This window comes from Gordonibacter sp. An230 (genome assembly GCF_002159915.1).
In the GTDB taxonomy this organism is placed as follows: Bacteria; Actinomycetota; Coriobacteriia; order Coriobacteriales; family Eggerthellaceae; genus Rubneribacter.
Map to the genome: position 1 here is coordinate 53779 of NZ_NFJP01000009.1, position 23525 is coordinate 77303.

The following is a 23525-nucleotide window of genomic DNA, read 5'->3' on the forward strand; positions in this document are numbered from 1 at the left end:
GGATGTTACCGCATACGCAGGCGCTCCAGCAGGCAACCCGCTAAGCGTCATTGTGGTTGCCAGCAAGCATGCGCATATCGAACGGCGTATAGACATCTTGCCTCCTCAAGAAACCAACACCAGAGTCGCTGACGTTCCTTTTCTCTTCCTGACAATAGCTGTAGGTTTAATCCCATTAAAATATAACAAGAACAAAAAAGATAAGTAATTGTTTGCTCATATCCGGGATGCTTTTTTTCAAGTTGTCGCACTGAAAAGCGCGCTCTTGGGCATTGCGATCAGGCAACTTGCGCTTGCAAAAGAGTGCGATCTCCCGAAGCAATGCGCATCGATTCTTAACGGCAAGGTCTCATTCGACTTCGCTTCTTCTCCAAGCTTTTTGCGGATTCGCGTGCGTTTTCGGTTTCGCTCGCGCGCAGTTTGCAAGCCGCCGTTCCCGCCGCAACGATGCCGGCACCGCCGAATTTTCGGTTTCGTCCGCGCGCAGCTTGCGAAAGGGGGGAGCTGGCGAGCGGCGTGCAACAGCATCATCGCAAAAAGGGACACGGTGAAGAAGAGAAAGAAGGCAGCACGCTTTTGCTCCGACCGGCGGGATTGCGTAGAAGGTGCCGTTGTCCGTCGAAGTTCGAGAAGGGTGTTTCACGTGAAACGCCCTCCTACGGCAGTCTGGGTCTGTTGCGCATGCACCGCTCTTCGGCACGAGTTCAGCTGTTTCGCATCCTGAAAAACCGTGACGAATACGGTGTTTCTTCTCGAGAAATCAGAGAGTTGCTAGGACCGTTCTTTGGGGTTCACTTTCAACATATCGAATAGTTCCTGGCGGGTGTTGATGCCGAGCTTCTCGTAGATGTGGCGTGTGTGGGCTTTGGCCGTCCCTTCGGCTATGAACAAGCTCGAAGCAACTTGGGAAAGCGATTTGCCTTGTGCGAGCAGGGCAATCACCTCCGTTTCGCGTGGGGTGAGGCCGTTTTCGGCAGCCAATTGCTCGCATAATGCTTCCTCGCGTCGCTCCGAAGCCGCGTCGCATTGCGCTTTTCCCAGCAACGTGATGCCCCATCGTGTTCCCACTTCGCGATCATTCACCAGCAGCAAAGGCAAACCGATGACAAGGGCCAGCGCCATGAGCAACGCGATTCCTTGGGTCGGCACTCCCAACACGTCTCCCGACTGGAGCGCCGCTCCCAAAACCGTACCGCCCCATTTGAGGGGAATGAGCGTCTCTTCGATTCCGAACAGGCATAAAGCTGCGATGCCGAGACGCTTGGAGATATCGCAGAGGAACAGGAAGACAACGCAGCTGAACAACGTTGTTCCCATGGAGACGCACAGCGCTCCCGCCACGCCGTTCGACAATCCCAAAAGGGGCAGCGCCACCAGCCCACACGCGACGATGACCACCGGAGCACGATACAGCATCGAAAGAGGAAACCGGTCGGAAAGCCAGAACACCCAGACAAACAACGCGATACCTGCCAGCAAAGTGGCCGCTGTGGAATGGGGTCCAACGAGATTGCCGTAGCTGTCTTTAATATAAGTGGCGCTCAGCCCCGACACCACTTCGTACAGGGCGACGACGGCGATGAACTTCCAAGGCACGAGGGTCCGGTACGAGGAAGCGGGGCGATCTTGAGGAGCCAGGCGGCGGTGGTAGGAGCGGTAGGCGAGTCCCGCGGACATGATGGGCAACGCTGCGAGCGCTCCGTAGAACCACGGGCCTTTGAACCCTTCCAGCACGAACGTTAGGAACACCCCCATGATCAGCGCAAGTGCGTAGTACACTGCGGTGCGCACAGGGCTCAGGCAGCCGTATATCTCGCACCAGAGCAAAATGAGCAGCGCGGAGCCTATGCCCGAAGCTGCTGCGCACAGGGGAGCGAGCGCTGACAATGAGGGAACGAAGATCGCCGCTACGTTCGCAGCTGTCGCTCCCGTCATAAGGGCGCCTGCGAGAAAATAAGGGGATGGCCTTCCGTTCAAAGGGGACAGGCGTTTCGAAAGCAACGCCGCAACCAGGCAGGTGACGGCGAGAACCATGTCGTAGGCAAGCTGTCCTGTCTGTTGCATCAAGGGAAGGGGATATGCGGGGCCTGCCACCGCAAGCGACACCCATGCGCGCCAGAGTGCGAATCCTAGAAACGACAAGGGCATATCGAGCAATTGCCCCAATGCCCGAAAGTCCGATGCGGACGAATCTGCAGATGCTGCCCCTTCCCTGCCCCTCGTCATCCCGCCTCCTTGCCCTCCCCTTGCGTTCGTGCGACGCGCCCGAACGTATCGTGGAAGGCATGTTTATTTCACCTGTTTACGAAAATAAACAACGAATTCTCCATGCGGTCGATGCGAGGGCGAGGCGGTGCGTGCAAAACTGCGCTCTGTCATTAACGTCGACGACCGAGGAGGATCGTATGGATCGCAAAGGCATTTCGAATGGGATCACCCGACGTCAGATGCTCAAGATCGGTGGCTTGGCCGCTGCGGGCGCCGCAGGCGCGTCGGTTCTCGGAGGCTGCGCGCCAAAGTCCGCGGCGAACGAAACGGACGGCGCCTTTTCGGGTGGGGCGGGTGTGGACGGAGCGAGCGCGACTCCGAGCTTCCTTGCAAAGCCAGAACCCATCGCCGAGTTCGCTGAAACAAAGGAGTACGAAGTAGTGGTTGTGGGCTGCGGCGCAGCGGGCATGTCGGCGGCCCTCTCGGCCGCCGAAGCCGGGGCGCGCATCGCATGCGTGCAGAAAGAGTCCATTCCCTCGTCGCAGGGAAACATGGCCGCCGCCGTCGACCTCGGACGAACGAGCGAAGCCGGCAAGCAGGCGCTCATCAGCTATTTGACGGTGCTCAGCCAGCATCGCAGCGACCGCTCGCTGCTGGAGGCGTGGGCCGACAACAGCTTCGAAGCCATCTCATGGTTCAAGGAACGCGCGTCGCAGTCGGGTATGGAGGTCAACGAGAACGAACCACAGGCCGACCGGGTTCTGAGCATCCATGGGTACGACGTGTATCTGCATGCGAACACCTATTTCGGCACGGGCCACGGCGAGGTCGTGAAGGCCATGGCTCCTCTTGCCGAAGAGTCTGGCGTCGAGTTCTTCTTCGAAACGCCTGCGGTGCAGCTCGCTCTCGACGACGGTCGCGTTACCGGGGTCGTCTGCGAACAAGATGGGAAGCACATTCTGTTCAACGCCTCCAAAGGGGTCATTCTCGCAACCGGCGATTATCAAAACGATGAGGAGATGATCGCCTACTACTGCCCCGACCTCAAAGAATTTCCCCCCAACCAAATGAACCGCACTGGAGACGGACACAAGATGGGGGTGTGGGCCGGCGGCGAGATCGAGCCGCCCGTCCACACCAAGATGATTCACGACGCGCGTGTCGGGCGCGTCGACACGCCCCATATGGTAGTGAACTATCGGGGAGAGCGCTTCATGTGCGAAGGCCCTATGCAAGGGTATCTCAACAATTACGTTCGCGAGTACATTCACCGAGAAGGGACGTCGCAGGCGGGCAACGTCTATACCGTGTGCGATGCGAAATGGCAGGACCAGATTGCCGAATGGAAGGCCATCGATCCCGAGATCGACGCGTCGAACTGCGCGTGGTACTACGAGGGCGCCACCGTTGAGGAGGCATGCCGGGCGATGGCGGACGACGAACAGAACGGTTATGAAGTCGATGCGCAGGCGGTGGCCGCGGCGGTTCGGCGATACAACGAGCTGTGCGCCGCCGGGGCTGATGAAGACTTCGGAAAGGACCCTGTTTTCATGCGGGCGATCGACACGCCGCCGTTCATCATCGTGCCGCACGAGTACGGTCTGGGGCTTTCCGCCGTCATCGGCGGTCTTCTGGTGAACGCTGACAACCAGGTGCTCAAGGCGGACGAGCACACCCCCATCGAGGGGCTGTACGCTGTGGGCAACGTGTCCGGCCCTTTCTACGGCGGAGTCGATTACCCCATGGACGTGCTGGGATTGTCGATCGGACGTGCCATCACCGGCGGATACCTGGCTGGAAGGCACGTGGCGGGATTGTAGGGCGTCGCCTTCGCGGTCGCAGCCTAAACGGGATCTCCGACGCTTCGAAGCGCGCGGTTCCCATCTGGTATGATCGGTGCTTTTGAAATTCCGGACTATGCTTTCTCTGCGCCATGGCTTGTCATGGTGGCAATCGATAGGAAGCAGGCGAGAGAAGCTGCGAGCGCGCTTGGAAGGCCCTGACGAACCCCGCCAGCTCATCGGGGCCTTCCGGAAAAGCCATATGCGCGGAGGTAGCCAAGGCGCAAAGAGTGCGAAAGGCGTGAAAGGACCCTTCCGAACACTCGCCTTTTGACAAAGCATTCGATGTGCTTTCGCCGTTCCGGTGCCGTGCGCAATGCATGGCGCATCCAGCAAAGCGCTTGCGTCATCCGATGCGGTCGGGGTGCTCGAGTTCGGCATTATTCGTTGGTGCATCTAAGTGCGTCGAAGGTGAGTTTCCTTTTGCGTTGCACGTGCGCGGTGCGCTCCGGGGTTGCGTTTGGGAAGTGCGGCGGGTTCTGTCGGCCCTATGCGTCGAGAATTTCGGCTCGACCAGCAAGGCGGTGCGCGCCGCGACCCAGACTTGGCTTCGCCGATGCGTGCGAAGCTCGGTTTGTGTTTGCTGTAGCTTCAGTTCGTTGCATGCGCAAGCGCGGCGTATTTCTCTCGCTTGTCAATGTGGCCGGCATGTGTGGCATGCGGGAAAAGCGGCATCGATGCCTTGAGCTTCCGCAGAGCACCCTGTTCGATATACGTCGACCATGATAGGGGGGGTGCGCATTAGAGCGGGCGCGTATGCCGCATGTCAAGAAAAGAGGGAGAGCCACGCCTGATGCTTTCCTCGTCGATCTCGTTGTCGGGCGAGTTCAACAGCTCCTGGGGCGTTGTGTCGAGCGCGTCGGCGATGCGGACCATCACGTCGAGGCGAGGGTTCGCAGTGCCGTCTTCTATTTTGTCGAGGAACGGTCGGCCAATGCCCACCATGAGCGCAAAGCGCTTCTTGTTGATCTTCGCCTGCTTGCGGAGACGCTGCACGTTCGCGGCGAAAACGGGTGCGAAGCGAAATCGCTCCGCACCTTCGTCCACTGCGCATTGTCTCTGCCCGAGATTCATGAAGACAGACTACCTGTGCACGCCCTCCCTCTTGTAACCGTGCGGATACGTTTCAGCACCTTTTTGAGAAATGTGGGGTTTATACTCGGGCGATGACCATTTTATGATTCGGTCGCAGGGGTGATAGAATATTTTCCATATGCGAGAGTTCTATGCGCGCGATCTTGTGCGATGCCGCTGTTGATGAGCTGTGCAAAGCGCTGGTTCTCGATTATTCGCGACGGAGCAAGCTTCGATGTCGCGTGTTGCGTCGAAAAGGGGACGCCGATCGTAGCGGGCGAGTCGAACCGTCAAGACGCCGAAGTCGCAGAGGAGAACGTATGACACCAAGGAATTCCCGGACGAATCATCCTGCGGGACGAACCACGCGAGATCCCCAATCGGCTCGTGCTATCCGTTCCACGGCGCATGCGGCGCAATTTGAGGACTCTGCTTCGTCTGCGTATCGGCCTGCGTATATGCCTGGCAGTCAGGGGCGTGCTGCGAACAGCGCGTATGAGCGCCAGAGTGCGGCAAGCCAGTACTCGCGCATGAATCCGAACTACACAGCGGCGTCGTCAAGGAGGGCGAGTCGGGGGAAGAAGATAGCGATCGGCGTGGTGGCTGCCGTCTTGGCAGTTGTTTTGTTCGGAGGCACGGCGTTCGCCCTGTACTTCAACTCCATCAATGATCAGCTTACCCGTGGGACGAAAACTCAGGAAGAGCTCGATGCCATTACCGACGCGCTTGCCCCGAAGACCACGAGCAATTTCACTGAGCCGTTCTACATGATGCTCATCGGCTCCGACCGGCGCGAGGATGGCTCGGTTGAGGGTGCTCGTTCCGATACGAACATCGTTGTGCGAGTCGATCCGACGCAGAACCAGGTGACGATGGTCTCCATCCCTCGCGACACGTGCATCGACATCGACGGGTACGGACAGAACAAGTTCAATGCCGCCTACAATTTCGGTGGAGCAGCGGCCACCATTCGCGAGGCGAGCGAGCTGTGTGATGTTGAGATATCTCATTATGCGGAGGTTAACTTCGAGGAGCTGGTGGCGCTTGTCGATGCGGTGGGCGGCGTGGATGTGGAGGTCGACGAGCGCATCGACGATCCCGACGCAGGCAATATCGTCATAGAGGCGGGCACTCAGCATCTTGACGGCGAGGCGGCGCTTGTGTTTGCTCGCAGCCGTGCATACGTCGACGGCGACTTCACTCGTACAGCCAACCAGCGCAAGCTCATCATGGCTATCGTGGAGAAGGTCCTTGCGATGCCGGTGACCGATCTTCCGGGCGTCATACAGAGCGCCGCACGGTGCGTGACGACGGATCTTTCGGCCACCGATATCATCTCGCTCGCTCAGCAATTCAAAGACAGCGGTGACTTGACCATCTATTCGGGAATGGTGCCGTCTACGACAGGCTACATCGGCGAGATATCGTACGTGTTCACCGATGAAGCCGCGCTCAAAGAGATGATGGAGGTAGTCGAGGCGGGCGAGGATCCCAGTGGCATAGTCGCGTCGGGTGTTGCTCCGACGCCGGGGAGTTCGTCGTCGGGCGGGACTTCCGACTCGTACAATTATTCCTACAATGACGGTTCTGCGTATTATGGTGATTCGGGCTACACGGACAGCGGGTATTACGATCCTGATTATGGCTCCAACAGCACGGATTACGGCGCCGACACTGGTTACGGCACCGGCTATTCGGATTCCCTCGCTTAGCAAATGCGGCGCCTTGGTGGAATTGTCTCGTCATCGTTAGGGCGAGCGGCTGCGGTGGTGCATGTTGTTTGCGAAGTAATGTCCGTAGACGGTCGATGCACGGAACGCTCGTACTTGATTAGTCCGGGGGCATCAAAGGCGTACGGAGGTGCATGCGTGTTGCCTGAGCCAAGGCTCTGTTTTCGTTGAGCCTTGACTGTGCGAACGTTTCTTTCATGCTGATCATGAGCGCATCTGACTCGGAGTTTCGGCTTTGTCTTGGCGCTGCAGTCAGTAGGAAGCGGCGTATCGCGGGATTGCGCTGGCAGAAAAGGAAAGGCGCACGTATCCGGAAGCTTTGGAAACGCGCTTGTAGATGCTGACAGAACCCGCAAGCGAACGTGGCCGAATGATCGGGACGGTTCGAGTGGTGGGTCGGCTCGAGAAGGACGACGTTCGGGAAAACGCTTGAAGCGCATCCTCAGCCTCCTTCCCCTTCCCCTTCTCGTTTCCGCTTCGCCTCGCTCGAACGCGCGCCGCCCTGCTTTCGATAGCGAAAGCAGGGCGGCGGTGTATCTGGTATCTTGCGGTCTTGCAGGTTGGTTCGGAACTCGCACCCCCGCCTTTTTCCTCTTTGCTTCTTCTCGTGACCGTTGTCGCCTCAGCGATGCGGAAGGGTTTTCATGGGAGTCGGTTGGGGGCGCGACGATGGGAAACCTCTCAGGCGCGTCTTCACGCGGTGGCGTATCCGTCGGGGTTGGCGGACTGCCAGCGCCAACTATCGGCGCACATGCGGTCGAGGTCATATTCAGCAACCCAGCCAAGTTCGTCGCGCGCTTTGTCGCATGACGCATAGTTCTCGGCGATGTCTCCTGCCCGACGCGGTTTGATCTCATAGGGGATCTTGTGGCCGCAGGCGCGCTCGAAGGCATGGATCACGTCGAGCACGCTCGAGCCCGTTCCCGTGCCTAGATTGAAAATGCCCACGCCTCGTCGTGTGCCGTCCTCGGCGGGCTCGCCGGCTATCGACCCTAGGCCGCGCGCCTCGCCCGTGCCCACCTTGCCGCCCATCCAGTCAAGCGCGGCCACGTGTCCTCGCGCAAGATCCACCACGTGGATGTAGTCGCGCACGCCCGTTCCGTCGGGCGTGGGATAGTCGTCGCCGAACACGCCAACACGCGCCAGTTTGCCCACAGCCACTTGCGCCACATAGGGTAGAAGGTTGTTCGGAATGCCCTTCGGATCCTCCCCGATGAGCCCGCTTTCATGGGCGCCAATGGGGTTGAAGTAGCGGAGCAGTACCACGTTCCATTCGTTGTCTCCCACGTACAGATCGGAAAGCACCTGCTCGAGCATGCTCTTCGTCCATCCATAGGGATTCGTAGCGTCGTGTTTGGGGCAGTTTTCGGTGATGGGGCAGAATTCAGGCTCGCCATACACGGTGGCGCTCGAGGAAAATACGATGTTCTTCACATTGTGGGCACGCGCTACGTCGCACAGCACGAGCGTGCCAGCTACGTTGTTCCAATAGTACTCGAGCGGCTTTTGCACGCTCTCGCCTACGGCTTTGAACCCGGCGAAGTGGATGATCGCGTCGATGTCATGCGCGTCGAAGACGCGAGAGAGCGCGTCACGGTCGAGGATGCTGTCTTCGTAGAATACGAGGCGGTTGTCGTCGGGGGCAAGTCCGGCGATGGTGCGCACACGCTCGAGTGCCGTCTCGCTCGAGTTGCTAAGGTCGTCCACCACCACGACACGGTACCCGCGTGCAAGCAGCTCGACCACCGTATGGCTGCCGATAAATCCTGCGCCTCCCGTCACAAGTACGCAGGTGTCGGCATGATCCTTGGCAAGGCTTCTGTTCGCCATCGAAGCTCCTTCTCTCTTTGGCATTGACGTCGGCGCTCTATGGGCGTCTCCCGCGAGGGTCGGTGGCTTGGCGCGTCTTATTTCGGCGGTTTTCGCCCCGACGGTTCCGCTGCCATGGTATCAGGTGAGACAAAATGCGAAAACCCGTGGCGCTGATGTTTCACGTGAAACATCAGGAGGAGGCGGACGCAAGGGAAAACTCGCCGAGACTCCTTCGAATTTCGAACGCATCAGGGATGCTGTCATGTCGTGGATACCCTATTCCGAATCGTTTCGGCTGATCCCTGCATGGCTTCTCGTGTGCTCCGTTTATGTTCGGATCGTCATATGAAAACATCCGTTGCGTGCTTTGTGATGCGTGATCTCCGCTTCTGGGTTGTATCGCTGGATCTCAGGCCTCGATTCACTTAATCGTTCTGTCGGCTCTCGCCCTCAAGTATGTCGGCCCGACTGCCGAAACTGCCAAAAGACTTCAATTCTGCTCGGTCAGTTCCTCCAGTTCGGCTCTGCCGGCTATCCATCTCTTTCCGTCTTGTCCATTCGGGTACGCTCTCGTCGGCCGTCCGGCTTCGTCTGTTACGTGTTCGGGTTTTCGCTCGTTGTTGCGTACTCGGATGTTTCACGTGAAACATCCGTTCCCTCAAGCGTGCTTGGGCGCCGTACGATATACTGTGACATCATGGTGCGAGAAAGGAGCCTCGTGACAGACATTCATTTCGGTACCGACGGATGGCGCGCCATCATCGGAGAGGATTTCACGAACGTCAATCTTGTGCGTGTGGTCGATGCGGCGGCGCGCATCTTCAAGGAAGACGCGCTTGCGGCGGGCCGTGCGTCTGGCATGCCGGGCACGCTGATCGTGGGGCACGACTGCCGCCGTGACGCGCACGCCTATGCGCAGCTGGCAGCTGAGGTGGCGGCGTCGCATGGCTTTCGCGTGATGCTCACGCAGGACTATTGCCCCACGCCGACGCTGTGCTGGTCGGTGGCGCAAGACGTGGATGCGGTGGGCGGCATCATGCTCACGAGCAGCCACAACCCGGCCGAGTACCTGGGCGTGAAGCTGCGCATGGCCGACGGCGGCGCGGCAGGCAAGGACTTCACCGATCGTGTGGAAGCCGTGCTGCCCGACGGGGCGACCGCGGCGCGCGGCACCTACGAGGAAGTGGATCTCATGACGCCGTACCTCGCTGCCCTCAAAAAGCGCGTTGACGCTGAGGCCATTCGCAACGCCGGCCTGCGCGTGGTGGTGGACCCTCTGTACGGCGCCGGTCGCCACTATCTGGCCAACCTGTTACGCGATCTGGGCGTGGAGGTGTGCGAGATCAACAACGACGCCGACCCCACGTTCGACGGCTTGCATCCCGAACCCATCCCGCCGTGGGTGGACCGCTGCATCGCGAAGGTTCCGGAGCTGGGTTTCGACGCCGGCTTCATAAACGATGGCGACGCCGACCGTATCGGTGCGGTGGACGAACATGGCACCTTCGTGAACCCGCACCGCATCATCGCGCTTATCGTGTCCCACCTTGCAGAGGACAAGGGCCAGCGCGGGCGCGTGGTGTCCACCATCACGGCATCGGCCATGCTGGCGCGCCAGTGCAAGCGCCTTGGGTTGGAACTCACCAGCACGCCTGTGGGCTTCAAATGGATATACGCCGAGATGGAGAAGGGCGACGTCATGGTGGGCGGCGAGGAGTCCGGCGGCATCGGCATTCCCAGCCATGTGATGGAGCGCGATGGCCTGCTCATGGCGCTTTTGCTGTGCGAGACGATGGCCCAACGCCACATGAGCCTAGGCCAGCTACTAGACGACATGTTCGCCAAAATCGGCAAACTGGAGTTCGAGCGCCAAGGTCTGTCCATCACCGAGGAGCAGATGATGCGCTTCCGCTCCGAGGTGGTGCCCTCCTTCGCGCCTGAAACTATCTGCGGCAAGAAGGTGATCGACGTGGATCGCCGCGACGGTGTGAAGTTCTACCTCGAAGGCGACGCATGGGTCATGATGCGCCCCTCCGGCACTGAGCCGCTCGTGCGCATCTATGCCGAGGCTGAGACGACGGACGAGGTGCGCGCCTTGCTCGAAGAGGCGGAACGCGTCGTTGTGGCATAGGTCGTACCGCACTGCAAGCAGGCGTCGTCCAAGCGGGGCACTGCCGATCAGGAGACGGGGTTGTCTGTCGCTCGTTCGGTTGGCTTCCGGTCGACGACAGGTGCTTCACATGAAACACCTGTTTGACCAATTGCGCAATTCGCATCCCTGACGCTTTTGCGGCTCCCGCTCGATGGCGAAAGCCCTGCGGGAGCCGCAGCTTGGGGCATGCAATATCGGGGTTCTGCAGATGATGCATGGTGTGATGCCGTATGGTGCGTACAGAACATAGGCTTGCGGTACGCGAGGATGCGACGAAGCGCACATGTATCGTACGTGCAAGTGATGTACGGGTTCTGAAGTCTGGATGCGCATGTCGTTCTCAGGTTCTGGTGCTGCATGAGCGCGCCGCTTTGGCGAACGTGGGGCTACGGTTGGGGAGGGGCCGTCGCATGCAGCTCAAACAAAGCGCGTGCACATGCCCTCGCAGGTTCTGCGCTTGAACGTCGCGGCGAAGATGTGATGCGGTTGGGCGTCAGTGTGCGCCGAGGCGCGGCAGTTTCTTCAGCAATGCCCAAGCGGTCTGCTTGCTCTGGGCATCGTCAAGCATCGTATCGAAATTGCGAAACGCCACAACCGTGCGCCCGAATGCGCGTGATGCCATCATAGGCTCGACATGGCAACGGTACGTTTTACCGAGCGCTCGAGCGGCCGTTTCGTCCGTTGCGATGAGGCACAGCGGATCTATCCCTTCCAGAAGCAGGAACAGCGCAGCGGAGTCGATCTCGGCGTCTAGCGTCGCATATGCGCACGACTCGCGTCCATAGCCCAGCGCCTCGAGCGAGCTTTCAAGCGCCGATCGGGCTCGCGCGCTCAGAGAGCTCTCGCTCACTGCGCACACGAGCGCCGAGCGCGAGCCGTCCAGATACGAACCGAACAAATCCCACGTCTCTTCGAGTGTGACTTCGTACATGTTACCTTTCGCGGATTTTTTCACACTGTCCCTTGCGGTCGATCACGCTAAGCCGTATAACCTTCATGATAGCAAGAATCTTGCGCTGCGGCGTGCCGCAACGATAACGAAGGGCCGATTGCCGCGAGGGCGGCGCCGGAAGGGAGCGAGAGGAATCGCTTCGAAGCTCTCTTCCGGCGCGTTTCGCGCAGATGCGGTCGGCGTGGCGTGCGGAAGCTGCGATCTGCCCTTGGGGGCAAATCCCAAGGCGCAAGGTGTTTGCGGCAGGCGCGTGGCAGGGTTCAAGCGACGCTGCTTCGGTGCGCCACGAGGATACCGCGATAGGAGGCGGAGTATGTGCACGAACGGGATTAACACAGGCCAGTTCGAGCAGATGATCGAGCAGATCGACGACCATGTGAAGCTTGAGCGTCGTTGGGCGCACAATTTGGCGCATCAGGCGGGCGACGCGGGTTTCTCCACCGTGTGCGAGAAGCTGCACGCCGCCCAGGCGCTGCTCGACGAGGTGCGCGCCGCGCTCGACGAAGCGAAGGACGCGCTTGAGGACGATGCCGCCGCCGGGGCCAACGTCACGGTCAGCTTGGTGTAGGCACAGGCATCCATGAGCAACGACCTCATGCGCTTTTCGGTGGCCATGCCCGAGGAGCTTCTCGTTCGCTTTGATCAGTTGGTGGCGAGGCGCGGGCTGGCGAAAAACCGCAGCGAAGTGGTGCGCGACCTCGTGCGCGATGCGCTGGTAGAGGACGAATGCGCCACGCCCGGCATGGAGGTGGTGGGCACGCTCACCATCGTGTTCGATCACCACGCAAGCGATTTGCAGGAAAAGCTCCATGCCATCCAGCACGATTACTTCGAGTACATCATCTCGTCCATGCACGTGCATCTTGACGCGCATCGCTGCCTTGAGATCATCGTGTTGCGTGGAGAGACGGGTCTCGTGCAGGATATCGCGAACCTTATCTTGGGCACAAAGGGCGTTAAGAACGGCCGCCTTGTCGTGACCACGACGGGTCACGCTCTTTAGACGGAAGCGATTGCGTGGCGATTGGACGCTGCGGCGCTCGGCTTGTCGGCATGAGATGAGCCTTTCGAGCACGGCGTGCTCGTGTAGCGGGTCTCGGCGTGCATTGCGTTTGCGGGTTCCGTGCACCGCATCGGGTGGCGGGGCGCGCCGGACGCAAGGCGATCTGCCGGAGGGCTGTACGTGCATGCAAGCCGCTTCCGCGCCGCGCTGCGGACGGTGCAGTCGCGCTCGATCGATGGCGATCGCTGGTGTCGAGCCTGGCGCGATGCGAAAACGGTGTGAAGTCGGGCGTTCAAGCGCGGCGCACGCCGTGTCGCAGCCGCAGGTGGGCAGTGCTGTTACGTGGCGGGCATTGCGCATCGATCAAAAGACGGCGATGCGTCTTGGTGCGGCAGTTCCGCCCGAGATACGAATTGAAGACGACCAGATCGAGGAGACGACGAGGCTATGGACAAAACGGTCATGCTGGGGCACGGCAGTGGCGGAAGCATGATGAAGCGAATCATCGACGAGGTGTTTTTCGCTGCCTATGCTGGCGATGAACTATTGCGCGGTGACGATGCGGCTGTGCTGCCCTCGTTGGAACCGGGCGAGCGTTTGGCGTTCTCTACTGACAGCTTCGTGGTGACGCCATGCTTCTTTCCCGGTGGCGACATCGGTCGCTTGGCGGTGTGTGGCACAGTGAACGATGTGGCCACGAGCGGAGCGCGTCCGCTGTATCTCAGCTGCGGATTCATCTTGGAGGAAGGGTTTTCCATCGACGATTTGCGTCGCATCTGCGCTTCGATGGCCGAAGCTTCCCGAGAGGCCGGAGTAATCCTGGTCACCGGCGACACCAAGGTGGTGAACCGAGGCCATGGCGACGGCGTGTACATCAACACGAGCGGCGTGGGGGCTCTGCCTGCGGGTGTGGAACTGGGGGGCGCGCACTGTCGACCGGGCGACAAGGTGCTGGTCACCGGTACGCTTGGCGACCACGGGATCACCATCATGAGCTGTCGCGAGTCTCTGAGCTTTTCAACCGATTTGCAAAGCGACGCCGCTCCGCTGAATCATCTGATAGCCGATGTGCTGGCCGCCGCCCCGCATACGCGCTGTTTCCGCGATCCTACCCGTGGAGGACTGGCCTCTACGCTGAACGAGCTGGCGATGCAGTCGGGCACTGACATCCTGGTGGAAGAGGACGCGGTGCCCGTAAAGGCCGCCGTGCAGGGTGCGTGCGATATGCTGGGATACGACGTGCTGCAGGTGGCGAACGAGGGGAAAATGGTGTGTGTGGTGGCCTCCGACGAAGCTGAGGCAGCGTTGGCGGCAATGCGCGCTAACCGCTACGGAGCCGATGCGGCCGTTATCGGCGAGGTGACGGCTATGCAGCCGGAACGCGGGCCGAAGGTATTCCTGCGCACGGCGTTCGGTGGCACGCGCATCCTGGACATGCTGGTAGGCGAGCAGTTGCCACGCATCTGCTAGCAGCCATGCGCGCAGTGCTCGGAGACGATCTCGCAGGGAGTTTCGGCGCGCTCGCGGCCAGGGCGTAGATGTTGCGTGCCCCTTGCGCTTCCTGCGCGAGAGGCCGCCCGCCTCTTGCGGAAGGTAACGGTCCTGTTGTGAGCAAAAGCAGCCAAGGGCGGTTGGCGATCGTTCCGACGCGGTTCTTGCCAAGGAGGCTCATTGCAAGGTGTTGGGCCGCGCGGACGCGGTTTTCTCGATGCTTGATGACCGCATCCGTTCAGAATTGTTCCACTGGGGTTCTCGGAACGCGCGCCGTACGGGGCTTTTCCAAGGCTGCGAAGCGTTCGGAGCTAGGATCTTTCCGGTTTTCATGGATCCTGGGATGCGGATTGAAGGTTGTTTGCCATCGCGCTCACGTCGTTTGCGCTACTCGTCGCCATCGTCTCATCGTGTTTGCTTGAGCCCTTGGCGTTGGGCTTCGTTCCGGCGCAGTCACCCTGCCGGCTTTTCATCGTCCCAGCATCTTGCTTGCATGCGAATGCGTTTTTCTGCCGCACCCTGATAAATTCGTTTTTTCATATTGCATTTGCAGGGAACAATGGTATCTTGCGGCCATGCGGTTTTTGGGGAAGCGTCCGACGCGAACCGTCGGCATGCTTTTAGACGAGAAGGAGTTTTGACATGTCTCACCCGGTTATCGAAGCCGATGAGTGCATCGGCTGCGGCATTTGCGTTGATGCGTGCCCGCAGGAAGTGCTCGAGGTCGTAGGCGGCACGGCGGAGGTTGTGAACGAAGACGCGTGCATCGCATGCGGCGACTGCGTCGAAGAGTGCCCGATGGGCGCCATCCCCGAGGTCGTCGAGGAGTAGAGCCTGCGGCGTGTGGCGAATTCCGCTCACGCCCGCATGCATGTTTCGCGCATGCTTGACGAAACCCCGCCTCCGATATCGGTTCGAAGGCGGGGTTTCGTATGCGGCAAAGGCCTGTACGGCGAATCTGCGGCGATTCGCCATGTCTCCCTGCCAGCGCGCAGTCTATGCGCTTTCAGTGCGAACGTCTGAGAAAAGCTCGTCGAGCTGCTTGCGGCTGTGAACATCGAGCTTCACGTATATGCGCTGGATATGCGCCTTCAGCGTTCCGCTCGCTATGAAAAGCTCTCGTTCGATGGCGTCATTTGAGTTTCCCCGTGCGAGCAATCTCAGAACTTCGTCCTCGCGCGGACTGAGCTTGTGCGTGCGAGTAAGTTCGTTGCATCGTTCGTTGATGCGCTCTTCCCGGTGAAGCTCGCCTGCGAGGTTTTTCGCGTCGACATGCCGAGCGCCCCACATAGATGCGATCTCTTTCTCTGGGAGAAGCATCAGCGTGCCCGCGAGCACCATCATCACGATGACGGCGATCATTGCCGCATTGTGCGTCTGTCCGAAGAGGCCCAACTGGGAAAGTGCCTCGGCGCACCATGCTCCGGCAACGCGAAAGAGGGCCGAGACCTTGATCATCCCCATGAGGGAGACGATGGCGATTCCCAATCGTTTCGAGAGGTCGTACAGTAAAAGCGAGAGGAGGAGCGACACCAGCGTGTAGCTCATGGAGATAAGGTAGCCCGAGCTGATCGAGCCCACCATCCCTTCGGTCGGTATCAGCAAGACGCCGCACGCCATCAAAAGCAACGGTGATCGGCACACAGCAGCAAGGCTGAATCTGTCTGAGAAGAGGTAGATGGAAACGAACACCACTCCCATGACGATCGCCGTTGAAAGCGACGAGTGAATTCCTGCTCCCATCGACAGGTTGGCTTCGCGCAAGCCGTACACAAACGCATACAGCGATAGGAGCGCGATGGGCTTCCAAGGAATGGTGAACGCGCAATTGCCCGCAGGTCGATTCGCCGCAGGCGCGCTTGCGTAGGCATGCCGTGTGCAAGCGATCGCGACAATCGGCAGGATCGCCAGCGCGAAGGCTGTGCGCCACGGGTCGTCGCTTTGGCACATCCATGCGATGGGCACGGCTACGAATCGCGATGCGGCGGTGTAAAGCGCGATGCGCACCAGACTCAAGGGGACAAGCGCTTCCGAATACATGAGAAGCACGAGACAAAATCCGGCTCCTCCGAAAACGGCCCCTCCCATGTTGAGGAAGGAGAAGCCGGTCTGGTTGGCTAATACGACCAGAAGCGAGGAGGCCGTCATGGCGCAGAGCGCAAGGCGCTTCGGCATGGTTCTTTCCTGCAACGGAGTCAGCTTGCGGGAGGCGAGCGAGCATGCCACCCCGACGAGAGCGTAGGCGCAATCGAAAACAGCATGGGGGTCTATCGCGATGGCGGCCGCCGAGGGAAGCGTCGCGAACGTAAGCGTCATCCATGCGCGGGCGCATCCCAATGCAAACAGGTAGGGGATCATCTGCCCAAGATGATCGATGCGTGTGGGGGTCCAGGCGTGCGGGAGTGATCTCATGCCCCTATTATAGATCGAGGTTTAGGGATAGTACGGCGATGGAAAGCGGGCTTGTGGGCGCAGAAGCCGAGGAGGCTTTCTGCGCCCACAAGCCCTATAGGCTCGCCACGTAATGCCCCGTCATGTAGCCTGATGTGATCGCGCGACCGATGGAGAGCCCCTCAATGTCCATCGGGTAGTCGACGCCGCCGTAAAATTGTCCGGAGGCGTTCCCTACTGCGAAAAGGCCCTCTATAAGCTCGCCCCCGGCATCGAGGCACTGCTGGTTTTCGTTGACGATGAGACCTCCTAGGATGGCGGGCACGCTGTTCGCACCGCGCGGAACGGCGTAGAACGGTCCTTTGGCGATGGGCACGAGGTATTTCGCCCTCTTCCCGAACTCCTTATCGGCCCCTGTTGCGCATAGGTCGTTGTAGGACTGGATGGATTGCACGATCGTCTGCTCGTCAATGGGGTCGATCATCCACTGCTCTGACTCCATGTAGGCGTTGATGTTTGCGGCCAGCTCTTCGAACGTATCGCCTTTGATGAAAGCGCTTTCGTCGGGTGCTTTCATGTTGCCTACCCCTAATTGCACTTCAGCGGGGTTTTCGTCTGCCCATGTTTGAGCGATTTCAAGCCAGTTGGAGGGCATGATGGTGAAAAACTTCGCTGCCATCGAGTTTTGGTAGTCGTATTCGGCCAGGTATTCGCGCATAAGGTTGTTAAGGTAGGCGAAGCTGAGCACTTCGTTCATGAAGCGCTTGCCGTGGATGTCGAGGTTGAGGAATGGCACTTGAAGCCGGGTGAGGGCACCTCCTCCGTGAACCATTTTGCTGTGATTGATGGGGGTCATGCATGCGCCCGCCCATATGCCTGCGAGCATTCCGGAGCCGTCGCGGAACACGGACATCGTTTTGAATCCTCTCAAATCGGGGCAGTAATAGTCGCGCATCTGCTCGTTGCCCGAGCAGTCACCGCTTGCCAGAATCACCCCTTTGTGTGCCTTGAAGAGCGTGTGGGATCCGTCACGTTCGCAGATCGCACCCGTCACTCGCCCGTTTTCCGTATGAAGCTGGACGGCAGGGCTGTTGTAGAAGAACTCAGCCCCCTCCTGTTCCAACGCTTTGGCAATGGCGAGCGCGGCATCGTTGTGGGCGCCTTCCAGATGGTTGTAGGTGTTCGCATGCAGATGGAACGTGTAGCCGTTGTACTCCTTCGAGGAGTCGAACGGCTTCGATTCGGCACCTCCGTTGGCGGCGGCATCGGCCCACCAGCAAACTGCTTCGTACGAGTTCCAAGCCCACGCTTCCACCAGTTTGCGATCGCTGCGCCAGGCGTTCTTCTCCATGAGGAACGTCACGCATGCCTCGATGCCCGCCTCGTCGGTCTTTGTCGTATCGACCGACGCGCCCATGTTCCCGGTGGTCTGCGCAGTGCCGATGTTCTGCACGCATGCGACCGAGGCTCCGCTTTCAAGGGCCGTATGAACGGCGGAAAGGCCGCTTTCGCCCGCTCCCACAACCACGATGTCAAATTCCTTGGTATCGGCGAATTCGGTTATCGGTTCCGGCTGTTTGAGGAACGTCGCTTGATCCGAATCCTCTTCGTGCGCTTCATATGAAGAGGTCTGGGTTTTTGGCGCGCAGCCGTTGGTTGCTGTTGCAGCAAGCGCTCCTATGCCGATAACGCTTCCGAGCTTGATGAGGTTTCGTCTTGTGATGCCTTTTTCCATGGCGACTCCCTTCCTTGCCCTTGCCCTATTGCGTTGCCGACTTCGCATTCGTTCTGACGTGCGGCGGCGTCGCTATAGTAGGGAGAAGGAGGATGAGCGGCATCAGGTGTGCGAAAACTATTCGGTTATTTTCGTAACCCAACGCCTTAACCCGTGTCAATTTCCTCGAAAACAGAGCTTCGGTTCGTATGTGGGTTCCCGGTGCGGCCATCCGCAGATGGTCGTCGTGTCGACAACGCCTGCATGAAGTGGTCACAGTGTGTGCTCGGAGTGTAGCGACCATGGTTTTCATCAGGCTCGATCATGTGCGCTCAAGCTGCTTTCCAGTGCATGGGAGGCGAGGTGGTTTCGTGTCGGAAACGAGCGTTTGCTGGCAGCGTAACGATCATGCGCTGGGCCTGCGCGCGCCTCCCCCACAGGTATGGTGGTGTGCGTCAGCGGTTCTTATATAACAGTTCGGTAAAAAACTTGACAGCATATGACTTAGATTATATATTCCAAAACATCGAAACGAGCTTAAGCGTGGTCGATGAAAGCATCGAAGCGATCATCCTGCGCAAGGCTTCGCAACCGAGGTGACAAACTCCGAAAGAGAGGAAGCGCATAATGGCTAAGATTCTGGGCATCGATTTGGGCACGACGAACTCCGCCATGGCGGTCATGGAGGGCTCGGAACCTGAAATCCTCGTGAACGCCGAGGGCGATCGCACCACCCCTTCGGTCGAGGGTTTCCGAAAGGACGGCGAGCGCGTCGTCGGCAAGGCCGCGAAGAACCAGGCGGTCACCAACCCCGAGAACACCGTTTCGTCCGTGAAGCGCTTCATCGGGCGCTCGTACGACGAGACGTCCGAAGAGCGCAAGACCGTCAGCTACAAGGTGCAGAAGGGCAAGGACGGCCGCGCGGTCGTGGACATCGACGGCAAGGATTACACGCCCGAGGAGATCTCGGCCATGGTGCTGCAGAAGCTCAAGTCCGACGCCGAGAAGCAGCTGGGCGGCCCGGTCACTCAGGCGGTCATCACGGTTCCCGCGTACTTTAACGACGCGCAGCGGCAGGCCACGAAGGATGCCGGCAAGATCGCGGGCCTCGAGGTGCTCCGCATCATCAACGAACCCACGGCGGCGGCGCTGGCTTACGGTTTGGACAAGACGAACAAGGATCAGAAGATCCTCGTGTTCGACCTGGGCGGCGGTACCTTCGACGTGTCCATTCTCGAGCTCGGCGACGGTGTGTTCGAGGTTGCGTCCACTGCGGGCGACAACCATCTGGGAGGCGACGACTGGGATCAGCGCATCATCGATTGGCTGGCTGACAAGTTCCAGTCCGATAACAGCATCGATCTGCGTGCGGACAAGATGGCCCTTCAGCGTTTGAAGGAAGCTGCCGAGAAGGCAAAGATGGAGCTGTCCTCCACGACGCAGGCCAACATCAACCTGCCGTTCATCACGGCAGATGCCTCTGGTCCGAAGCATCTCGACTACACCCTGACGCGCGCCGAGTTCGAGCGCATTACGAAGGACCTGCTCGACCGCGTGAAGAAGCCCGTTGAACAGGCTCTCAAGGACGCCGGTCTCAAGACGGGCGATATCGACGAGGTCATCCTCGTGGGCGGTTCCACCCGCATGCCCGCCGTGCAAGATCTGGTGAAGAAGCTCACCGGCAAGGAGCCGAACATGTCCGTTAACCCGGACGAGGTTGTGGCTATGGGCGCGGCCGTGCAGGGCGGCGTGCTGGCCGGCGACGTTGAGGGCATCCTGTTGCTCGACGTCACTCCGCTTTCTCTTGGCGTGGAGACGATGGGCGGCGTCATGACGAAGATGATCGACCGCAACACCACCATTCCGACTCGCAAGACGGAGATCTACTCGACCGCGGCCGATAACCAGACGTCCGTCGAGGTGCACGTGCTGCAGGGCGAGCGCCAGATGGCTGCCGACAACAAGACGCTTGGCAAGTTCCAGCTCACCGGCATTCCGGCTGCGCGTCGTGGCGTGCCGCAGATCGAGGTTACGTTCGATATCGACGCCAACGGCATCGTGAACGTGTCGGCGAAGGATCTTGGCACCGGCAAGCAGCAGCAGATCACTATCAGCGGTTCCACGGCGCTCAACGATGACGAAGTCGAGCGCATGGTGAAGGACGCCGAGGCCCATGCCGAAGAAGACAAGCGTCGCAAAGAGGAAGTCGAGGTCCGCAACAACGCCGACGCGTTGGTGAACGCCACCGAGCAGACGCTGCAGGAATTGGGCGACAAGGCTCCGTCCGACGTGAAGTCGCAGGCCGAGGAAGCCATCGCCGAAGCCAAGAGCGCGCTCGAGGGCTCTGACATCGACGCCATCAAAGCTGCGACCGAGAAGATGCAGCAGGCGGGTTATAAGCTGGCCGAGGTCGTGTACTCTACGCAGAGCGCCGAAGGCGGTGCTGGCGCGGCAGCTTCGAACGCGGCGTCGGCCGACGACACCATCGAGGCGGATTACGAGGTCGTCGAGGACGACGACAAGAAGGAAGGGAAGTAATCGCGATGGCCAAGCAGCCGAGCACGCCTTCGCCGGAGCGCGCGGCGCAAGACGAGGCGAAAAGGATTCCCATCGAGGACGCACGCTCCGGGACCGAGGTTGCTCAGTCCCGGGTTCCCGATACCGACCCCGGCGACGGCTCCGAACCCCCCACCCCCTCCCCGGAAGCCGTTGCCGACACCGATGCCCCTGAGGCCGGCCCTGCAGGGCCGGCCGAGGGCGGCGCCTCTATCGGAGCCGAGGAGAAGCCCTGCGAGGGCGAGCCCGCGCCCAGCGACGAAGGGCCAACGGCAGACGAGATGGTGGCGCAGGCGCAAGCAGAAGCGAAAGAGTGGCAGGACAAGTTCGTGCGCCTGCACGCCGAGTGGGATACTTACCGTCGCCGAACGGCAGAGCAACGCGAGGCCGAGAAAGCCCGCGCCGCAGAGAAGCTGGTCACGAGCTTGCTGCCGGTGATCGATGACTTCGAGCGCACCATCGAGTACGCAGCGAGCAACGGCGAGGCCGGTTTGCTGGATGGCGTGAAGGCTGTCCGCTCCAAGCTGGTCAACACGCTCACGTCCGGTGGCGTCGAGGTCATCGACCCGAAAGGCGGCGCTTTCGACGCGCTCGAGGCGCAGGCGGTTGCCACTGTGGAGGATGCAAACGTGCCCGACGAGACAGTTGCCGAAGTGTACCAGAAAGGCTACAAAATGGGTTCGAAGGTTTTGCGACCCGCCATGGTGAGCGTTACCACCGGAGGCCCGAAACGGGAGAAAAAGCCCGATCAGGAGCAGGAAAAGTAAAATTGGAATGGTGCGAAGGCGGGCGGAGTGATGGCCCGCCTTCGGTTTGGAAGCGGTTGAGAAGGAGGTGGAGCGCATGGCGGCGACTCCCGACTATTACAAAACGCTTGGCGTTCCACGCACGGCGACGGCTGACGAGATCAAAAAAGCTTATCGCAAGCTCGCGCGCAAGCACCACCCCGATGCGGGCGGCGACGAAGGTAGGTTCAAGGAGATAAACGAAGCTTACGAGGTGCTGTCGGACGACAAGAAGCGCAAACTCTACGACCAGTACGGCACGGCGAACGAGAACCATATTCCCCAAGGCTGGGGCGGCGGCTCCGTGAACGTTGGCGATATCTTCGGAGGCGGAGCGGGCGGTTTCGGCAGTTGGGCCGAGATCCTTGAGAGCATTCGCCGCGGCGAAGGGGCATTCGGCACCGAATGGGACTTTGGCGACTTGGGCGGCTTCGGAGGGGCGCGTCAGCCGCGTCCACGCACGGGCCAGGACATGAACGTCACCCTTTCCGTGACGTTCGACGAGGCGTTCAAGGGCTCTGAGAAGCGCGTAACCGTCCGCGTTCCCGGCCGCAGCGAATCCGAAACGCTTTCCGTGAAGGTTCCGGCAGGAGCTGTGGACGGAGGCCGTTTGCGTTTCAAAGGCAAGGGCGGTCCTGGCGAAAATGGCGGTGCTGCCGGGGATCTTTTGATCACCACGAGGATCGAGCCGCATCCTTATTATGCACGCAAAGGTGCCGACGTGCTCATGGACGTGCCAGTGAGCGTGGCCGAAGCCGCGCTGGGCGCAAGCGTCGTGGTGCCTGCGCCTGATGGCACGAAAGTGCGGGTGAAGGTGCCGAAGGGCACGCAGGACGATACGGTCCTGTCTATCAAGGGCAAAGGTGCTCCTCAGGTGAAGGGTGCTGGTACGGGCGATCTTAAGATCACCGTCAAAGTGATCGTGCCGACGGAGCTGAACGAGGGGCAGAAGAAGGCCATGGAGGACTTTCTCGCCGCCACCACCGACGAGGTTAGGAGCTGGTCGTGAGCGATCGAACGGACCGCAACCGCCCGCTGTACATGATCAGCGTGGCCGCGCAGCTGGCGGGCGTCCATCCGCAGACGCTGCGCGCATACGAGCAGAAGGGCCTCGTGTCGCCGCAGCGTACAAGCGGCAACACGCGCATGTACTCGCAAGCGGACATCGACCGGCTCGAGCTTATCAACGAGTTGACAAGCGAGGGCATCAATCTGGCCGGTGTTATCCGCATCCTCGACTTGCAGGGAAGGCTGGACGAAAGGGATGCCGAACTTGACGATCTTCATAAAAAAGTGCGCCGACTGGCTGATCGTGTGCATGAACTTGAGACGCGCGAGAGCGTGAACGCCCTCGTTCGCGTCTCGGATTTGCCGCCGGCTCTGCGACGGCTGCCGTAGGTCGCCATGGATGCCTCGTTCGATTGCAGATCGGGAGCGGCGGTCTCGTCGTCTGTTCCGTCATGGCGGACCGTTGCGTTTCAAATGACGGCGCCGTTTCTGCGGCGACCGCCACGGGGGAGCCGTTCCGTCCGCCCGGTGCCTGCATCGCTTGCAGCTTGGCGATGCGCTGTCGGCTGCGCTCTCGCTCCGAGGGCCGGATCGCCCATTCCAGCGTCGCGACAACTATGGCTCGGCAGTGCTGGTCGGTTTCGTTTCGGTTTGCATGGACTGGCGGCGTGGCTGATCGAGCTCTCATCTTGGTTTGGCGATGAGGGGGCCGCGGCGGTCTCGATCGGATTTAAGGGCCCTGCTCGACTTTCGTCCGTCCTTGTGCGAAGCTTCGCCGCTTACAGAACCGCTCGACTGAAGGCATCGT

17 protein-coding genes are annotated in these 23525 nt (G+C 60.2%); 11 read left to right on the top strand and 6 right to left on the bottom strand.

Going from position 1 to position 23525, the window contains the following annotated elements; translation table 11 throughout:
• Window positions 1-771: 771 nt before the first annotated feature.
• Entirely contained in the window at window positions 772-2226 is a 1455-nt protein-coding gene (locus B5F40_RS06335; RefSeq protein WP_087193562.1) for a helix-turn-helix transcriptional regulator, read from the bottom strand.
• 179 nt (window positions 2227-2405) lie between these two features.
• On the opposite strand from B5F40_RS06335, the gene B5F40_RS06340 reads away from it, so the two are divergent.
• Entirely contained in the window at window positions 2406-4028 is a 1623-nt protein-coding gene (locus tag B5F40_RS06340; protein ID WP_162610912.1) for an FAD-dependent oxidoreductase, read from the top strand.
• A 762-nt stretch (window positions 4029-4790) separates the two neighbouring features.
• Here B5F40_RS06340 and B5F40_RS06345 read toward each other — a convergent pair.
• Window positions 4791-5123 (bottom strand): helix-turn-helix domain-containing protein, encoded by a 333-nt coding sequence (locus B5F40_RS06345; protein ID WP_087193513.1) that lies wholly within the window; start codon window positions 5121-5123, stop codon window positions 4791-4793.
• Window positions 5124-5653: 530 nt separating this feature from the next.
• Between B5F40_RS06345 and B5F40_RS06350 the strand changes: the two genes are divergently transcribed.
• On the top strand, window positions 5654-6835 hold the full coding sequence (locus tag B5F40_RS06350; protein WP_239442930.1) for an LCP family protein: 1182 nt from the start codon (window positions 5654-5656) through the stop codon (window positions 6833-6835).
• Between the two features lie 711 nt (window positions 6836-7546).
• Here the strand turns inward: B5F40_RS06350 and galE are convergent.
• Window positions 7547-8683 carry a UDP-glucose 4-epimerase GalE gene (gene galE / locus B5F40_RS06355; RefSeq protein WP_087193515.1) on the bottom strand — a complete coding sequence of 379 codons (1137 nt, stop codon included), beginning with the start codon at window positions 8681-8683 and terminating at the stop codon, window positions 7547-7549.
• 700 nt (window positions 8684-9383) lie between these two features.
• Here galE and B5F40_RS06360 point away from each other — a divergent pair.
• Window positions 9384-10796, top strand: a complete 1413-nt coding sequence (locus B5F40_RS06360; protein WP_087193516.1) for a phosphoglucosamine mutase — start codon at window positions 9384-9386, stop codon at window positions 10794-10796.
• A gap of 514 nt (window positions 10797-11310) precedes the next feature.
• Here B5F40_RS06360 and B5F40_RS06365 read toward each other — a convergent pair.
• Window positions 11311-11748, bottom strand: coding sequence for a hypothetical protein (locus B5F40_RS06365; protein ID WP_204217343.1), 438 nt, complete (start codon window positions 11746-11748; stop codon window positions 11311-11313).
• 334 nt (window positions 11749-12082) lie between these two features.
• Here B5F40_RS06365 and B5F40_RS06370 point away from each other — a divergent pair, with 334 nt between their 5' ends.
• The 4 genes from B5F40_RS06370 to B5F40_RS06385 all read left to right on the top strand — a co-directional run bounded on the left by B5F40_RS06370 (window position 12083) and on the right by B5F40_RS06385 (window position 15094).
• Window positions 12083-12337 carry a dynein gamma chain protein gene (locus B5F40_RS06370; protein ID WP_087193518.1) on the top strand — a complete coding sequence of 85 codons (255 nt, stop codon included), beginning with the start codon at window positions 12083-12085 and terminating at the stop codon, window positions 12335-12337.
• Between the two features lie 12 nt (window positions 12338-12349).
• Window positions 12350-12772 carry a nickel-responsive transcriptional regulator NikR gene (nikR, locus tag B5F40_RS06375; RefSeq protein ID WP_087193519.1) on the top strand — a complete coding sequence of 141 codons (423 nt, stop codon included), beginning with the start codon at window positions 12350-12352 and terminating at the stop codon, window positions 12770-12772.
• Between the two features lie 447 nt (window positions 12773-13219).
• Complete coding sequence (gene hypE / locus B5F40_RS06380) at window positions 13220-14242, top strand: hydrogenase expression/formation protein HypE (RefSeq protein ID WP_087193520.1); 1023 nt, start codon at window positions 13220-13222, stop codon at window positions 14240-14242.
• A gap of 663 nt (window positions 14243-14905) precedes the next feature.
• Window positions 14906-15094 (top strand): 4Fe-4S binding protein, encoded by a 189-nt coding sequence (locus B5F40_RS06385; protein ID WP_087193521.1) that lies wholly within the window; start codon window positions 14906-14908, stop codon window positions 15092-15094.
• A 165-nt stretch (window positions 15095-15259) separates the two neighbouring features.
• Here the strand turns inward: B5F40_RS06385 and B5F40_RS06390 are convergent, their stop codons facing one another.
• Both B5F40_RS06390 and B5F40_RS06395 read right to left on the bottom strand, forming a co-directional pair.
• A complete protein-coding gene (locus B5F40_RS06390) occupies window positions 15260-16675 on the bottom strand; it encodes a helix-turn-helix transcriptional regulator (RefSeq protein WP_087193522.1) in 1416 nt (471 codons plus the stop codon).
• 94 nt (window positions 16676-16769) lie between these two features.
• Complete coding sequence (locus B5F40_RS06395; protein ID WP_162610913.1) at window positions 16770-18389, bottom strand: FAD-binding protein; 1620 nt, start codon at window positions 18387-18389, stop codon at window positions 16770-16772.
• 606 nt (window positions 18390-18995) lie between these two features.
• Between B5F40_RS06395 and dnaK the strand changes: the two genes are divergently transcribed.
• The 4 genes from dnaK to B5F40_RS06415 all read left to right on the top strand — a co-directional run bounded on the left by dnaK (window position 18996) and on the right by B5F40_RS06415 (window position 23107).
• On the top strand, window positions 18996-20906 hold the full coding sequence (dnaK, locus tag B5F40_RS06400; protein WP_087193524.1) for a molecular chaperone DnaK: 1911 nt from the start codon (window positions 18996-18998) through the stop codon (window positions 20904-20906).
• 5 nt (window positions 20907-20911) lie between these two features.
• The gene (gene grpE, locus B5F40_RS06405; RefSeq protein WP_087193525.1) at window positions 20912-21691 is read left to right on the top strand and encodes a nucleotide exchange factor GrpE; all 780 of its coding nucleotides are present in this window, start codon (window positions 20912-20914) and stop codon (window positions 21689-21691) included.
• Window positions 21692-21767: 76 nt separating this feature from the next.
• Entirely contained in the window at window positions 21768-22718 is a 951-nt protein-coding gene (locus B5F40_RS06410; protein ID WP_087193526.1) for a DnaJ C-terminal domain-containing protein, read from the top strand.
• A complete protein-coding gene (locus B5F40_RS06415) occupies window positions 22715-23107 on the top strand; it encodes a heat shock protein transcriptional repressor HspR (RefSeq protein ID WP_087193527.1) in 393 nt (130 codons plus the stop codon). Before B5F40_RS06410 ends, B5F40_RS06415 begins: the two co-directional genes overlap by 4 nt.
• Window positions 23108-23525 lie beyond the last annotated feature (418 nt).

Coding starts and splice junctions, on each gene's coding strand:
- B5F40_RS06335 (WP_087193562.1), bottom strand. CDS start 2,226: ATGACGAGGGGCAGGGAAGGGGCAGCATCTGCAGATTCGTCCGCATCG.
- B5F40_RS06340 (WP_162610912.1), top strand. CDS start 2,406: ATGGATCGCAAAGGCATTTCGAATGGGATCACCCGACGTCAGATGCTC.
- B5F40_RS06345 (WP_087193513.1), bottom strand. CDS start 5,123: ATGAATCTCGGGCAGAGACAATGCGCAGTGGACGAAGGTGCGGAGCGA.
- B5F40_RS06350 (WP_239442930.1), top strand. CDS start 5,654: ATGAATCCGAACTACACAGCGGCGTCGTCAAGGAGGGCGAGTCGGGGG.
- galE (WP_087193515.1), bottom strand. CDS start 8,683: ATGGCGAACAGAAGCCTTGCCAAGGATCATGCCGACACCTGCGTACTT.
- B5F40_RS06365 (WP_204217343.1), bottom strand. CDS start 11,748: ATGTACGAAGTCACACTCGAAGAGACGTGGGATTTGTTCGGTTCGTAT.
- B5F40_RS06370 (WP_087193518.1), top strand. CDS start 12,083: ATGTGCACGAACGGGATTAACACAGGCCAGTTCGAGCAGATGATCGAG.
- nikR (WP_087193519.1), top strand. CDS start 12,350: ATGAGCAACGACCTCATGCGCTTTTCGGTGGCCATGCCCGAGGAGCTT.
- hypE (WP_087193520.1), top strand. CDS start 13,220: ATGGACAAAACGGTCATGCTGGGGCACGGCAGTGGCGGAAGCATGATG.
- B5F40_RS06385 (WP_087193521.1), top strand. CDS start 14,906: ATGTCTCACCCGGTTATCGAAGCCGATGAGTGCATCGGCTGCGGCATT.
- B5F40_RS06390 (WP_087193522.1), bottom strand. CDS start 16,675: ATGAGATCACTCCCGCACGCCTGGACCCCCACACGCATCGATCATCTT.
- B5F40_RS06395 (WP_162610913.1), bottom strand. CDS start 18,389: ATGGAAAAAGGCATCACAAGACGAAACCTCATCAAGCTCGGAAGCGTT.
- dnaK (WP_087193524.1), top strand. CDS start 18,996: ATGGCTAAGATTCTGGGCATCGATTTGGGCACGACGAACTCCGCCATG.
- grpE (WP_087193525.1), top strand. CDS start 20,912: ATGGCCAAGCAGCCGAGCACGCCTTCGCCGGAGCGCGCGGCGCAAGAC.
- B5F40_RS06410 (WP_087193526.1), top strand. CDS start 21,768: ATGGCGGCGACTCCCGACTATTACAAAACGCTTGGCGTTCCACGCACG.